Origin of the sequence: Actinomadura sp. KC06 (genome assembly GCF_004348735.1) — a bacterium.
Classification (GTDB): domain Bacteria; phylum Actinomycetota; class Actinomycetes; order Streptosporangiales; family Streptosporangiaceae; genus Spirillospora.
Window position 1 is genome coordinate 104,506 of record NZ_SMKT01000002.1, and the last position, 13,430, is coordinate 117,935.

Below are 13,430 nucleotides of genomic sequence, written 5' to 3' on the forward strand. Positions count from 1 at the left end.
AGAATCGGTGGTCGGAGCATGAACAGACGGACGGCGATCGCGGCCGCGGCGGCGGCGCTCCTCGGGCTGACAGCCGCCTGCGGACCGAACGAGGGCGGGACCAAGTCGGACGACGGGGTGCTGAAGGTCGGCGCCACCTTCGCCTCGACCACTTTGGACCCGGCCCGGCTGCCCATCCGGCAGATGGCCATGTACACCGCTCCCCTGTACGACTCGCTGACCCTGCTCGGGTCGGACGAGAGCGTGCAGCCGCTGCTCGCCACCAAGTGGACGCCGGGCGGCGACGCCGAGGGCCCCTACCTCGACATGACCCTCCGCGCGGGGCTGAAGTTCCCCGACGGCACCGCGTTCACGTCCAAGACGGTGGCCGCCAACGTCAAGCGCTCGCAGACCCTCAAGGGCAGCACCAACGCGCCGCAGCTCGCCGGGGTGACCGTCGAGGAGCGCGGCGCCGCCGAGGTCAGGTTCCGGGCGAAGAGCGGGGTGGGGGCGCTGCCGCGCATCCTGTCCGGCTCGGCCGGGCAGATGATCTCCGACAAGGCGATCGCGGACGGCGCCGACCTGACCCGCACCCCGGCCGGGATCGGCCCGTTCACGCTCCAGCGCGTCCAGGCCAACCGGGTCGTCTACACCGCCAGCAAGAACTACTGGGACGCGAAGGCCGCGGCGGCCGGTTCCCTGGAGATCGCCTACCTCGCCGACGACGCGAAGCTCAACGCGGTCCGCTCGGGCGACCTGGACGTCACCATCCTCCCCGAGAAGATGGTCAAGCCCGCGGAGACCGCCGGCTACAAGATCGAGCGCAGCATGGGCTCGGAGAACTACGTGTTCTCCTTCAACACCGCGATGAAGCCGTTCGACGACATCCGGGTCCGCCGGGCGGTCAACTCCGCCCTCGACCGGAAGGCGATCTGCCAGGGCCTGCTGGACGGCAAGTGCGAGCCCAACGGGCAGTTCTTCGGCGCCGGCACCAAGGCGTACGCGCCCGGCGTGGACCTGAAGCTCGTCCCCTACGACCTCGCGAAGGCCAAGTCGCTGGTCTCGGAGGCCGGGGCGACCGGGGCCAAGGTCGAGATCGTGACGGTGGCGGGGAACCAGGTGTTCGAGCAGCTCGCGACGATCGTCCAGGAGCAGCTGAAGAAGATCGGGCTGGACGCGTCCGTCGCCGCGGTGGCGCCGCCGCAGGTGGTGAGCCGGTTCACGGCGGAGAAGAACGTGGCGATGGCGTTCGGCGCCACCGGGAACGCGTTCGACCCGTCCGACACCCTCGACCGGTACGGCCTGGCCAAGGGCCTCTACAACCCCGGCGGGATGAAGAACGACAAGGTCGAGAAGCTGGCCAAGGACGCCCTGCGGGAGACGGACCAGGCCAAGCGCATGGCGATCTACCAGCAGATCTCCACCGTCATCGCCGAGAGCATGCTCAACGTGCCGGTGCTGACCCCGGAGACGGCCTACGTCATCGCGCCCGGCGTCTCCGGCTGGAAGGCGCCCTGGGCGCCGTCGTTCCCCTCGTTCCGCGGCGTCAAGGGGTGATCGGATGCCACCGACCGTCCGGGGAGTGACGCCATGGCGGCGCTGATCGTCAAGCTGGTGGCCAGGCGGCTGCTGGCGGCCGTCCCGATCCTGATCGTCGTCACGTTCGGCACCTACCTGATGCTGTTCTCGATCGGCGACCCGGCTTCGGTGGTCGCCGGGGAGAGCGCGACGCCGCAGCAGGTGGAGCAGGTCAGGCAGGACCTGGGGCTCGACCGGCCGCTGGCGGCGCAGTACCTGTCGTGGCTCGGCGACGCGGTGCGCGGCGACCTCGGCGAATCGCTGCACCACCGCGGCTCGGTCACCGCCCTGATCGGGGAGAACCTCGCGCCGACGCTGCTGCTGTCGCTGCTGGCCATGGTGATCGCCGTGGTGACGTCGGTGCTGATGGGCTCGGCGATCAGCATGCGTCCGGGCGGGCTGCTGGACCGCATCCTGCGCGGGGTCGCCGTCCTCGGGATCGCGATCCCCAACTTCCTGGTCGGGCTCATGCTCATCCTGGTGTTCGCGGTGTGGCTGCCGTGGCTGCCGGCGGGCGGGTACCGCAGCCCGTCCGAGGTGGGGCTCAGCGACGCGCTCTGGTACCTGCTGCTGCCCGCGCTCGCGCTGGCGCTGTCGCTGATGTGCCAGCAGATGCGTACGTTCCGGGCCTCGCTGGTCAAGGAGTACGGCGCCGACTACGTCGGGACGGCCCGGATGAAGGGCGTCTCGCGGCGGGGCATCTTCTTCCGGCACGTCAGCCGCAACGCGTCCGCGCCGCTGGTGACGGTGATCGGCCTCGAGGTCGGGGTGCTGATCACCGGGGCGCTGCTGGTGGAGGTCGTGTTCGCGATCCCGGGCATCGGGACGCTCACGCTGGACGCCGTCCGCGGCCAGGACTTCCCCGTCGTGCAGGCGCTGGTGGCCCTGTTCGCCCTGGTCGTGCTCGGCGCCAACCTGGTCGCCGACCTGGTGGCGTCCTGGCTCAACCCCGAGGCGAGGAGCCGGTCATGAAGGGTGCCGTCGTGGAGGCGGCCGGGCCCGCGAAGGCGGCCCCGGCGAAGACCGGCCGCCGCAGGCGGGGCCCGCGGCGGCCGCGGGGGCTGCGGCGGCTCGGCTGGGGACGGTGCGCCGCGCTCGGCTTCGTCGTCCTGTGCCTGCTCGTCACCGTGCTGGTGCCGTTCCTGCCGGTGGCCGACCCGGCCCGCCAGGACGTGGGCCGGACGCTCGCCGACATGTCCGGCGACCACTGGCTCGGCACCGACCAGCTCGGCCGCGACCTGTTCAGCCGTCTGCTGTGGGGCGTCCACACGTCAATGCTCGCCGCGCTCACCGCGATCGGCGTCGCGGCGGCCATCGGGGTGCCCACCGGGCTGCTCGCCGGGTACCGCGGCGGCTGGATCGACGGGATCACCGGGCGGATCGCGGACGTCGTCCTCACCGTGCCCGCCCTGATCCTGCTGCTGACGGTGCAGGCCGCACTGCGCACCGGGATCACGGGGCAGATGGTGACGCTCGGGGTGATCTTCGCGCCCCGGATCTACCGGGTGGTCAGGGCCGAGACGATGCGGCTCGCGGTGAGCCCGTTCGTCACCGCCGGACGGATGTCCGGCTGCTCGCACACCCGGATCGTGTGGCGCTACCTGCTGCCCGGGGTGCGCGACCAGGTGGCCGTGCAGATCAGCTACCTGCTGGGCCTCGCGCTCGTCGTGGAGGCGGGCATCAGCTTCCTCGGCGTCGGCGTCCAGCCGCCCGGCGCGAGCCTCGGCACGCTGCTGACCGGCGCGTCGGCGATGCTCGCGTCCGAGCCGCGGGTGGTGCTCGTCCCCGCCGTGGTGATCACCCTGCTGATCCTCTGCCTGAACCTGCTCGGGGACGTCGAGGACAAGGAGGAGCGCCGTGACTGACCGCGCCGACGCCGGGCCCGCGCTCCGGGACACCGCGCCCGCGCTCCGGGTGGACGGCCTGACGGTCGAGCTGGACAGGGCCCACTCCCCCGCTCAGCTCGTGACCGACGTGTCCTTCGACATCCGTCCGGGCGAGATGGTGGGGCTGGTCGGCGAGTCGGGCTCGGGCAAGAGCCTGACGGCGTCCGCGGTCGCGGGGCTGCTGCCGCGCGGCGTCCGGCTGGCCGGGGGACGGATCGAGCTGGCCGGGCAGGCCGTGGACGGCGACGGCGTCCGCACCAAACGGCGCGACTCGCTGGCGATGGTGTTCCAGAACCCGATGACCAGCCTCAACCCGTCGATGCGGGTGGGCGACCAGGTGGCCGAGGCGCTGCGGACGCGCCGCAAGGGCATGTCCCGCCGCGACGCCCGCAAGCGGGCCGTCCAGATCCTGGACGACGTCGGCATCGACCGGGCGGCGGAACGGGCGCGGCAGTACCCGTTCGAGTTCTCCGGCGGCATGCGCCAGCGCGTCATGATCGCGATCGCCGTCGCCGGGGACCCGTCGGTGCTGATCGCGGACGAGCCGACCACCGCCCTGGACGTGACCGTCCAGCAGGGCGTGATGGACCTGATCGACCGGCTGCGCCGCGACCTCGGGCTCGCGATCCTGCTCGTGTCGCACGACCTGGCGCTGGTCAGCGAGCGCTGCGACCGGCTGCTGATCATGTACGCGGGGGAGCTGGTCGAGACCGGGAAGACCTCGGCCGTGCTCGGCGACGCCCTGCACCCCTACGTCAACGCGCTCGCCCGCTGCATCCCGGAACGCGCCATCGAGCTGGGGACCATCCGCTCCCTGCCGGGGTCCGTCCCGCAGCCGGGGCAGATCGCGGCGGGGTGCCGGTTCCTGCCGCGCTGCTCGTTCGGCATCGACGCCTGCGCCGGGCATCATCCGCCGCTCGCGGAGCACGTCCCGGGCAGGGACGTCCGTTGCCTGCGCGCCGGGGAGCCCGCCCTCGCCGAGGACCCCGAAGACCGGGTCACGATCCGGAAGGACGCCGATGTCTGAGGCGCTGCTCGAAGTCGAAGCGGTCACCAAGACCTACCGCACCGGCGGCTGGCCCCGCCGCGGCAAGCCGGTCGTCGCGGTCGACGGGGTCGGCCTCAGCATGGCCGCCGGGGAGTCGCTCGGGGTCGTCGGGGAGTCGGGGTCGGGCAAGTCCACGCTGGCGGGCGTCATCTGCGGGCTCACCCGTCCGGACTCGGGCCGGGTGCGGATCGCCGGGCGCGACATCCACGCGGGCCGCCGCGTCGACCGGGAGGTGTGGCGGACGGTCCAGATGGTGTTCCAGGACCCGTACACCTCGCTGAACCCCTACATGACCGTCGAGGAGATCGTCGCCGAGCCGTTGCGGCTGTGGCGGGAGCTGCCGGCGGCGGAGGCGCGCAGGCGCGCCGTGGAGATCCTCGACCGGGTGGGGCTCGGCTCGCAGGTGGCGTCGCGGCGGCCGGCCAGCCTGTCGGGCGGGCAGCGCCAGCGGGCGTCGATCGCCCGGGCGCTCGCGGTCTCCCCCGAGCTGATGGTGCTGGACGAGTCGGTCTCGGCCCTGGACGTCTCCGTCCAGGCGCAGATCCTCCAGCTCCTGCTGGAGCTGAAGCAGGAGGAGGGGCTGTCCTACCTGCTGATCAGTCATGACATCAGCGTGATCCGGCTGGTCTGCGACCGGGTGCTGGTGATGAACAAGGGCGCGGTCGTCGAGGAGTGCACCGCGGAAGGGCTCACCGAGGACGCCGTGCAGCATCCGTACACCCGGCGGCTGCTGTCCGCGGTGCCCGAACTGGCGGTGGGCTGAGCGTCCGGGCCGGGCATCTGGTGCTCCGGCCCAGACGGAAGGTTCTCAGCCCATAGCCTGCGGGCGGAGCCGCGGCTCGCGCTCCGGAGGCAGGTTCTCGTAGAGGTCGCGCACCAGCTTGGCCTTCACTTCGGCCGCGGAAGGGTCGTCCCACCGGTTGACCCACTGGTACGGGTCGTCGGCCAGGTTGTACAGCTCCCCTTCGCTGCCGTCGTAGGTGATCTCCCGCTCGGGCGGGCGCATGCCGAAGTCGGCGTAGCGGTCGGCCTTCGGCATGCCGTACTCGCGGTCGGTCGGCTCGTACACCGTGCAGATCCAGCCGTCCTGGACGATCGTCCGCAGCCGGTATCCGGTGTCGAGCTGGCTGTCCCACTCGACGATGGCGCGCTCGCGTCCCGACCCGGCGGCCAGCGGAAGCGGCTTCCCCTCCATCCAGTCCGGCACGGGCACGCCCGCGATCGCGCAGAAGGTCGGGGCGAGATCGATCTGGCTCACCGGCTCGGGGACCACCGCGGGCGCCGTGCCCGCCGACCGCGCCGGACGCCACACCATCGGAAGCCGCATCAGCGCGTCCACGTGGTACGGGCCCTTGAAGAGGAGGCCCAGCTCGCCCTGGAACTCGCCGTGGTCGGTGGTCACGAACACGTCGGTGTCGTCGCCCCAGCCGCGTTCCTCGATCTTGGCGAGCACCCTGCCGAACGCCTCGTCCAGCAGCTCGTTCTTGGCGTGGACGAGCGCGTTCAGCTCCCGGATCTGGTCATGGGTGAGGTCCGCCGGGACGAAGTCGCCGGGCGCGGCGTCGACGTTGGGCACGGAGCCGTCGTACCAGGCCAGCCAGTGCTCGGGACGGCCCGCCAGGATCTCCCTGATCCGCTCGTCGGACCCGGGGTGGCCGGGCGGCAGGTCGAGCTTGCGCCAGTCGACCCGGCCGACCTCGGACGCGGGCACGTCCCAGGGGTGGTGCGGGTCGGGGAAGCTCATCCAGCAGAACCAGTCGTCGTCATCGTCCAGGGTGTCGAGCCAGGCCGCGGTCCGGTCGGCCACCCAGTCGGTGTGGTAGTGCTCGCGCGGCACCGGGTTGTGGGCGACGCCCGGCGCCCCGGTGTCGCCGCCCGGCGCCGCCGAGAAGATCCGCAGGAACCCGCCGGTCTCGTCGGGGTGCTCCTCGCGCAGCCAGTTCGCGTAGTGCGAGGCGCCCTGCGGGCCGTGCCCGGCGAACTCGACGTACTCGAAGCCGCGGTAGGGGCCGTGCTCGCCCGCGAGCGGGATCCGGTTCTGCTCCCACTTCCCGGACGGGTCCGCGATCGGCTCGAAGTGCACCTTGCCGATCAGCGCCGTGCGGTAGCCGCCGTCGCGCAGCACCTGGGCGACGCTGGGCGCGTCGTCCGGCAGCGGCACCCCGTTGGCGATCGCGCCGTGCGTCCGCGGGTACTGGCCCGTCAGCATGCTGGACCTGGCCGGGGTGCACACGACGTTCTGGCAGTAGGCCCGCTCGAACCGCACCCCCTCGGCGGCGAGCCCGTCGGTCACGGGGGTCCGCGCCACCTCTCCTCCGTTGCACCCGTACGCGTCGTACCGCTGCTGGTCGGTGGTGATGAACAGGATCCTGCGCCCCATGTGACTCCTCCGGGAACGTGCGGGCATGCGTCGGCGACTCCTGAAAATGATACTAACTTCAGAATTACTAAATCGCCATGCCGTGCCCGGTCACGGAGCCGTTCCGGAAGAGGTGGGGTCAGCCCGCGACGAGGTCCCAGCGGCCTGCGGTGAGCTTCTCGCGGAGCTCGCCCGCGCTGCCCGCGTGGACGATGATGTGGGCCCCGCGGACGGCGGTCCACCGGTGGGCGTGCAGGTCGAAGATGATCCCCCAGCCGCCGGCGGCGGCCGGGTTGAACTGGGCCCGGACGATGGCCAGTTCGCGTTCGCACGCCGCCGCGTGGTCCTGCGACCCGGTGAGATGAGTCTGATCGATGGCCATGTGCGTTCCTGGGGGTGGGAAGGCCAGTTTTTCGGACAACGCTTGGACATATCCTGACGTCGTCCCAGGTCGCTAGCCCAATCCCACTTCCCCATTGCGCGGAGGCTATGACCCGCCACCCGGAGTGATAGCGGTCGGGATACGCGGGCCGGTCGGGACCTGCGGGCAGGGAAAGGCCCCGCCGATCGGGGGCGTGAAACTCGGCGGGGCCTTGGCCTTCGGGTTCGTCCGGTCAGCCCCACTGGCCGGGCTCGTAGTCACCGGCGGGCTGCTGGACGATGACGTTCATCCGGTTCCAGGCGTTGATCAGGGCGATCTCGGACACCAGGGCGGCGAGCTGGTCGTCGTCATAGTGCTTGGCGGCGTTCGCCCAGACCTCGTCGGGCACACCGCCGGCGGCGTCGGCAATGCGGGTGCCCTGCTCGGTCAGCTCCAGGGCGGCGCGCTCGGCCTCGGTGAACACCTTGGCCTCCCGCCACGCGGCGATCATGTTGAGGCGGGCCGGGGTCTCGCCCGCATGCGCGGCGTCCTTGGTGTGCATGTCGACGCAGACGCCGCAGCCGTTGATCTGGCTGGCGCGGATGTGCACCAGCTCCCGCGTCGCGGCGGGCAGCGAGGTGGTCCCCAGGGCCTTGCCCGCCGACTGGACGTACTTCATGAACTTCGCCGTGGTCGGGTTGCCGTAGTAGTCGATTCGAGCGTCCATCAGGTTCTCCTTGCCGTTTCAGCCGGTACACAAGGAGAGACGGGACGGCCCGGCGAGATGTGACGTCCGTACGGGTGTGATGCGCTTCTCACCGCTGAACTGGGATGTCGGGCACCGGGTGGAAGGCTGGGATCTCCACGGTGACGTGGGTGGCGGTCGGACTGATGAGGAACACCTGGCTCAGCGGGATCTCCTCGCCTTGGGCGATGGAGCTGTAGTCGATGCCGGGCGGGGTCCGGTAGCACAGGCACCAGTTCTCGTGGAAGAGCGTCGCGTGGCGCTGCCCCTCGTACACGATGCGCACACCGGAGGGCTGGATGACCGATTCTCCCCAGCGTCCGGCGGCGGCGAACTTGCCCGGCCCGAGGCTCTCGGACGTGTCACTCTCGTTGCGTAGCGTCCAGTAGAGGACGCCGAGGCCCTGCCCGTCCGCCTTGAACCCGTTGATCTTCGCTGCGGCCCCCGTCCGGTCGGAGCCGTTGGAGTTCTTCGCGTCGGCCGGGTTGAACTTGGCCTGGGCCAGCACCGGCAGGGTCGGCCCCGCCGTCGGCCCGGCGGGCCCCGGGGAGGGCGCCCGGCCCTGAGCGGCCGGGCCCTCGGCCAGCGCTGGCGAGGCGTGCAGGGCCGGGCCGGTCAGCAGGATCAGGGCGGCGAGGAGCGCGGCCATCGGACGGCGGGACATGTGGATGCTCGCTTTCATCGTGCGGACGGCCCTCATCGCGCGAAGCCGATCGTCACGCGGCGGTTGCGCTTGCGGTTCTCCTCGGTGTCGTTGTCGGCCACCGGGTCGGCCGACCCGTGCCCCGTCGCCTTGTAGGTGATCCCGGGCTTGGTGACCATCGGCGCCAGCGCCTTCTGCACCGCCTGCGCCCGCCGCTGCGACAGCGGGACGTTGATCGCGTCGTTGCCGGTGTCGTCGGTGTAGCCGTCGATCGTGACGACCGTCGCCGTCTTGGACGCGTTGATCTGGGACGCGACCCTGCGCAGGACGTCCTGTGCGCGCGGGTTCAGGTCCGCCTTGTTGAGGGCGAACAGCACGTCCGCCGAGAGGCGCACCTCGACCTTCTGGTCGTTCTCGGTCTGCTCGCTGGTGCCGTCCAGAGACTCCGACTCGTCGGTCAGCGGGACGATCTCGGGACCGTCCAGGGCGACCTTGGCGGGATCGCGCTCCTGCTGGCCCTCGGGCGCCGTCACCGGGCCGGGCCGGTCTCCGATCGGGACGTTCATGAACGGCGGGGTGTTGGGCACCAGCAGCATCACCTTGCGCACCGGAGGCACCGGGAAGTTGACGAAGTACTCGGCGCTCTCGCCCTGCTCGATGAACATCCCCATGCCCTCCGCGATGGAGCAGACGCATCTGTCGTCCGCGCCCCACCACGGGTAGTAGCGCTTGCGGTTGACGCCGTCGACGAGGGTGACTCCGGACAGGGAGTCCTTGGGAGCCCGCCGTCCCCCAAGGTCCGACTGGCTGAACAGGAACGAGCCCTGGGAGGAGAAGTTGGTGACGCGCAGGCGGGCGGTCACCGCCTTGTCGGACGTCTTGTCGAGTGAGAGCAGGTCGATGCGGACGGGCCTCTTCGCCAGGACCCATTGCGACATCCCTGTGGCCGGCAGCTTGCCGCCACCGCCGGAGGTCCCCTCGCCGGTCTCTCCGCCCTCGTCTTCGCCGCCGAACAGGGAGCAGCCCGACAGCAGGACCGTCCCGGCCACCGAGACGGCGGCCAGGCGCCGCAGGGCCCCCCGCCGGGGACGCCGGGAGCGTTGCAGGGATCGACGGAGCATCCATGCTCCTTTCACAGGAATGCGAATCGCGGGGTTGCAGGCGTGAGCGCACCGAGGCGAGTTTGCGTGACGACCCGGTCTCGGTCCGTTCTGGTGGTTTACGCTGTGCCGCGTTGTGCAGCAAGGGGGGCCAAAACTGCACAACCCCCAATGGACGCGGCGAAGCCGGAAACCGACGAGAGAGAAACCGGGAGTGGCCCGTGCCCCGTCCCGAGCGAGAACTCGATCCGCAGGCCGACCCGCTGCACGGTTTCGCGCACGAGCTGCGGGAGCTTCGGCGGCAGGCCGGGGAGCCCGGCTACCGGGAGCTGGCCGACCGGACCCGCTTCTCGGCGTCGGCCCTAGCGGCGGCGGCGCGCGGCGAGCGGCTGCCGAGCCTCCAGGTCACGCTCGCCTACGTCGACGCCTGCGGCGGCGACCGCGACGCCTGGAAGCGGCGGTGGGAGGACCTGCGGCGCCGCCTCACGGAGGGGACGGCCGACGCCGCCGACGCGGAGCCTCCCTATCTCGGGCTCTCCCGGTACGAGGCCGGTGACGCGGGACGGTTCTTCGGACGCGACGCGCTCGTGGACGAGATCGTCGCCAGGACGCGAAAGGACCGCTTCGTCGCGGTCTTCGGCCCGTCGGGCAGCGGCAAGTCCTCGCTGCTACGCGCGGGCGTCGTCCCCGCCCTGGGCCTGGACGCCACGGTCGTCACGCCCGGCGCGCACGGCATGCCGCCCGAGGCCGAAGTGCTGGTGGTCGATCAGTTCGAGGAGGTGTTCACGCTCCGTCCGGACGCCGCCGGCCGCCACGCCTTCCTCGACGCGCTGCTCGCCCGCCGGGGACGGACGGTCATCGCCGTCCGGGCCGACTTCTACGGGCGCTGCGCCGAGCATCCAGGGCTGGTCGCCGCGCTGCGCGACACGGGCGTGCTGGTCGGCTCGATGCGCGGGGAGGAACTGCGCGAGGCGATCGTGAAACCGGCCGCCGCCGAGGGCCTGGTGCTCGAACCGGCGCTGGTGGCGCGGGTGATCCAGGACGCGGGCACCGAGCCGGGAGCCCTGCCGCTGGTGTCCCACGCGCTGCTGGAGACCTGGCGGCGGCGGCGCGGCAAGACGCTGACCCTGGCCGGGTACGAGGCGGCCGGCGGGGTCCACGGCGCGATCGCCGACACGGCCGAGGAGATCTACCAGCGGCTGTCCGAGCCCGACCGGCGGGCGGTGCGGCGGCTGATGACGCGGCTGGTCGTGGTCGGCGACACGGCGCCGGAGCTGGTCGTCCGGCGGCCCGTGTGCCGCTCCGAGCTGGACGGTGCGCCGCACTCCGCCGCCCTGGTCGAGCGGCTGGCGGACGCCCGCCTGGTCACCCTCCACGGTGACGAGGTGGAGATCGCGCACGAGGCGCTGATCCGCACCTGGCCGCGGCTGCGCGAATGGCTCGCCAAGGACCGCGAAGGGCTGCGCCTGCACGCCCGGCTGGCGGCGGCCGCCGCGGAATGGGACGCCATCGGACGCGACGAGGGCAGCCTCTACCAGGGCCCGCGCCTGACCATGGCCGCCGAGTGGGCCGAGGCGCACGACGAGGACCTCGGCGACCTGGAACGCGACTTCCTGGACGCCTCGTCCGCCGCGCACCGCAGGCGCACGGCCGCGGCCGAGCGGCGGACGCGCGTCCTGCAGGGCCTGGTGTCGGCGCTGTCGGTCCTCCTGCTGGTCGCCGTCGCGTCCGGGGCGCTGGCGCTGAGCGAACGGGCGGAGGCCGACGAGCAGCGGCGGCTGGCCCGGTCGCGGCAGCTCGCCGCCGAGGCGATCGCGCGGCTGCCCACCGACGTGCGCGGGGCCGCCCGCGGCGCCGCCGAGGCGTACCGGACCGCCCCGACCCTGGACGCCCGCAGCGCCGTGCTGAGCATCGCGGCGCGCAGGCCCTACCAGACCAGGCTGGACGGGCACGCGGGCATGGTGAAGGCGGTCGCGATCCGGCCGGACGGCGCGGAGCTGGCCACCGGCGGGCAGGACGGCGCCGTGATCCTCCGGGACGGCCGCACGCACGCCGAGAAGGGCAGGCTCCAGCCGGGCGGCGGCGCCGTCCGCGCCCTGGAGTACAGCCCGGACGGCGGCCTGCTCGGCGCGGCCGACCTGGGCGGCGGCGTCACGCTGTGGCGGACCTCCGACAGGACGCGGGCCGTCCGCATGCAGACCAAGGGCGTTCTCGACGGGCTCGCGTTCAGCCCGGACGGGCGCCTCGTCGCCGCGTCAGGGGCGGCGGGGAAGACCGTGGTCTGGGAGACGTCCACCGGACGGAAGGTCGACGAGCTGGACGGGTACGGCGGCAAGCTGACCGAGGTCGCGTTCGCACCGGACGGCCGCCGGCTGGCGATCGCCGACCGCGGTGGCCGCGTCGCCCTCTGGACCCCGCGCACCGGCGACGCGGAGGTCGAAACACTGAACGTCGGCGACACGCCGCTCTACGCCGTGGCGTTCAGCCCTGACGGCCGCCGCCTGGCCGCCGCGGGCGAGGACGGCGAAGTCCATCTCTGGGAGTTGGAAGACCGCCGCCTGCTGCGGCCGGAGCGGCGTATGTCGCATGACGACCCCGTCCGGGCGCTGGCCTTCACCGACGGCGGCCGGACGCTGATCTCCGCCGGGTACGACCAGGTCGCCAAGCTGTGGGATACGGCCTCGCAGACCTTCGTCACCGAACTCACCGGCCACACCAGCGGGCTGTACGACGTGGCCGCCGCCCCGGACGGATCCGCGATCGCCACCGCCGCCGGGGACCAGAGCGCCTTGATCTGGGACCGGCGGACCATGCCGTACATCGGCCACACCGGGTGGGTCAACGCCGTCTCCCTCGTCGAGGACGGGCGGGCCGCCGTTTCGGCGGACCAGGAGGGCGGCGTCCGCTGGTGGGACACCCGCGACCACCGCCCGGCCGGCGCGCCCGCCACCGTCGGCGAGGCCGGGACGGGGGCCATGGACACCACCTCCGGCGGGCGGACGGTCGCGACCGGCGGCGGCGACGGGACGATCCGGATCTGGCGGGACCGGCGCCACGTCGCCACCCTGGAGGGACACGCCGCCGGAGTGCGCAGCGTCGCGTTCGCCCCGGACGGACGGACGCTGGCCGCAGCCGACCAGAGCGGCGCGGTCATCTGGTGGGACCTGGCCGCGCGCCGCCCGGTCGCCACCCTCAAACGCGGCCGTCCCCTGGTCGGCGACGTCGCGTTCAGCCCCGACGGGAGGACGCTCGTCACCGGCGGCGACGACCGCGCCGTGACGTTCTGGGACCTCGGTGCGCGGCGTCCGGTCGCGCGGCTGCCCGGGCACGCGGGCGACGTCGAGGAGATCGACGTCAGCCCGGACGGGCGCCTCGTGGCGTCCGGCGGCGGCGACGGCAGGGTGCTGCTGTGGGACGCCCGCTCGCGCCGCCGGGTCGGCGTCCTCGCCGGGCACGCGGCGGAGATCCGGGCGATCGAGTTCGGCCCGTCGTCCGGCCGCCTGGCCACCGCGAGCCTCGACCGCTCGGTCGTGGTGTGGGACGTCCCGCGGCGGACGCGATGGGCCACGCTGACCGGGCACACCGACCTCGTCCTGGGCCTGTCGTTCGGGAAGGACGGGCGCACGCTGCTCTCGTCCGGCGGCGACCACACGATCACCGCGTGGGATCTCGCCCCGGAGCGCGCCGCCGTGTCCCTGGCCGCCCTCTCCCGCTGAGAAGGGTTCGGCCGG

At 72.6% G+C, this 13,430-nt stretch carries 11 protein-coding genes; 6 read left to right on the top strand and 5 right to left on the bottom strand.

The window, feature by feature from the left end; all coding sequences use genetic code 11:
• Positions 1-18 precede the first annotated feature (18 nt).
• Genes E1287_RS01410 through E1287_RS01430 form a run of 5 tightly spaced genes read left to right on the top strand, consistent with a single transcriptional unit; the run spans position 19 to position 5,254 of the window.
• A complete protein-coding gene (locus E1287_RS01410; protein ID WP_131962713.1) occupies positions 19-1,536 on the top strand; it encodes an ABC transporter substrate-binding protein in 1,518 nt (505 codons plus the stop codon).
• Between the two features lie 33 nt (positions 1,537-1,569).
• Positions 1,570-2,529, top strand: a complete 960-nt coding sequence (locus E1287_RS01415) for an ABC transporter permease (RefSeq protein ID WP_131962715.1) — start codon at positions 1,570-1,572, stop codon at positions 2,527-2,529.
• The gene (locus E1287_RS01420; RefSeq protein ID WP_131962717.1) at positions 2,526-3,422 is read left to right on the top strand and encodes an ABC transporter permease; all 897 of its coding nucleotides are present in this window, start codon (positions 2,526-2,528) and stop codon (positions 3,420-3,422) included. Before E1287_RS01415 ends, E1287_RS01420 begins: the two co-directional genes overlap by 4 nt.
• Positions 3,415-4,470: an ABC transporter ATP-binding protein gene (locus tag E1287_RS01425; RefSeq protein ID WP_131962719.1), complete on the top strand. Its 1,056-nt coding sequence runs from the start codon at positions 3,415-3,417 to the stop codon at positions 4,468-4,470. Before E1287_RS01420 ends, E1287_RS01425 begins: the two co-directional genes overlap by 8 nt.
• On the top strand, positions 4,463-5,254 hold the full coding sequence (locus E1287_RS01430; RefSeq protein WP_131962721.1) for an ATP-binding cassette domain-containing protein: 792 nt from the start codon (positions 4,463-4,465) through the stop codon (positions 5,252-5,254). Before E1287_RS01425 ends, E1287_RS01430 begins: the two co-directional genes overlap by 8 nt.
• A gap of 45 nt (positions 5,255-5,299) precedes the next feature.
• Here the strand turns inward: E1287_RS01430 and E1287_RS01435 are convergent, their stop codons facing one another.
• From E1287_RS01435 to E1287_RS45335, 5 genes are all read right to left on the bottom strand, one after another.
• Positions 5,300-6,871 carry a sulfatase-like hydrolase/transferase gene (locus E1287_RS01435; RefSeq protein ID WP_131962723.1) on the bottom strand — a complete coding sequence of 524 codons (1,572 nt, stop codon included), beginning with the start codon at positions 6,869-6,871 and terminating at the stop codon, positions 5,300-5,302.
• 118 nt (positions 6,872-6,989) lie between these two features.
• Complete coding sequence (locus tag E1287_RS01440; RefSeq protein WP_131962725.1) at positions 6,990-7,232, bottom strand: hypothetical protein; 243 nt, start codon at positions 7,230-7,232, stop codon at positions 6,990-6,992.
• Positions 7,233-7,464: 232 nt separating this feature from the next.
• The gene (locus tag E1287_RS01445) at positions 7,465-7,938 is read right to left on the bottom strand and encodes a carboxymuconolactone decarboxylase family protein (RefSeq protein ID WP_131962727.1); all 474 of its coding nucleotides are present in this window, start codon (positions 7,936-7,938) and stop codon (positions 7,465-7,467) included.
• An 88-nt stretch (positions 7,939-8,026) separates the two neighbouring features.
• Positions 8,027-8,638, bottom strand: coding sequence for a hypothetical protein (locus E1287_RS01450; RefSeq protein WP_131962729.1), 612 nt, complete (start codon positions 8,636-8,638; stop codon positions 8,027-8,029).
• A 14-nt stretch (positions 8,639-8,652) separates the two neighbouring features.
• The gene (locus E1287_RS45335; RefSeq protein WP_243718490.1) at positions 8,653-9,720 is read right to left on the bottom strand and encodes an OmpA family protein; all 1,068 of its coding nucleotides are present in this window, start codon (positions 9,718-9,720) and stop codon (positions 8,653-8,655) included.
• 200 nt (positions 9,721-9,920) lie between these two features.
• On the opposite strand from E1287_RS45335, the gene E1287_RS01465 reads away from it, so the two are divergent.
• Positions 9,921-13,415, top strand: coding sequence for a hypothetical protein (locus tag E1287_RS01465; RefSeq protein WP_131962733.1), 3,495 nt, complete (start codon positions 9,921-9,923; stop codon positions 13,413-13,415).
• Positions 13,416-13,430: the final 15 nt, after the last annotated feature.

Excerpts from the sequence above, each read along its gene's own strand:
- E1287_RS01440 (WP_131962725.1), bottom strand. The coding sequence starts at position 7,232 with ATGGCCATCGATCAGACTCATCTCACCGGGTCGCAGGACCACGCGGCG.
- E1287_RS01415 (WP_131962715.1), top strand. The coding sequence starts at position 1,570 with ATGGCGGCGCTGATCGTCAAGCTGGTGGCCAGGCGGCTGCTGGCGGCC.
- E1287_RS45335 (WP_243718490.1), bottom strand. The coding sequence starts at position 9,720 with ATGCTCCGTCGATCCCTGCAACGCTCCCGGCGTCCCCGGCGGGGGGCC.
- E1287_RS01430 (WP_131962721.1), top strand. The coding sequence starts at position 4,463 with ATGTCTGAGGCGCTGCTCGAAGTCGAAGCGGTCACCAAGACCTACCGC.
- E1287_RS01450 (WP_131962729.1), bottom strand. The coding sequence starts at position 8,638 with ATGAAAGCGAGCATCCACATGTCCCGCCGTCCGATGGCCGCGCTCCTC.
- E1287_RS01445 (WP_131962727.1), bottom strand. The coding sequence starts at position 7,938 with ATGGACGCTCGAATCGACTACTACGGCAACCCGACCACGGCGAAGTTC.
- E1287_RS01420 (WP_131962717.1), top strand. The coding sequence starts at position 2,526 with ATGAAGGGTGCCGTCGTGGAGGCGGCCGGGCCCGCGAAGGCGGCCCCG.
- E1287_RS01410 (WP_131962713.1), top strand. The coding sequence starts at position 19 with ATGAACAGACGGACGGCGATCGCGGCCGCGGCGGCGGCGCTCCTCGGG.
- E1287_RS01435 (WP_131962723.1), bottom strand. The coding sequence starts at position 6,871 with ATGGGGCGCAGGATCCTGTTCATCACCACCGACCAGCAGCGGTACGAC.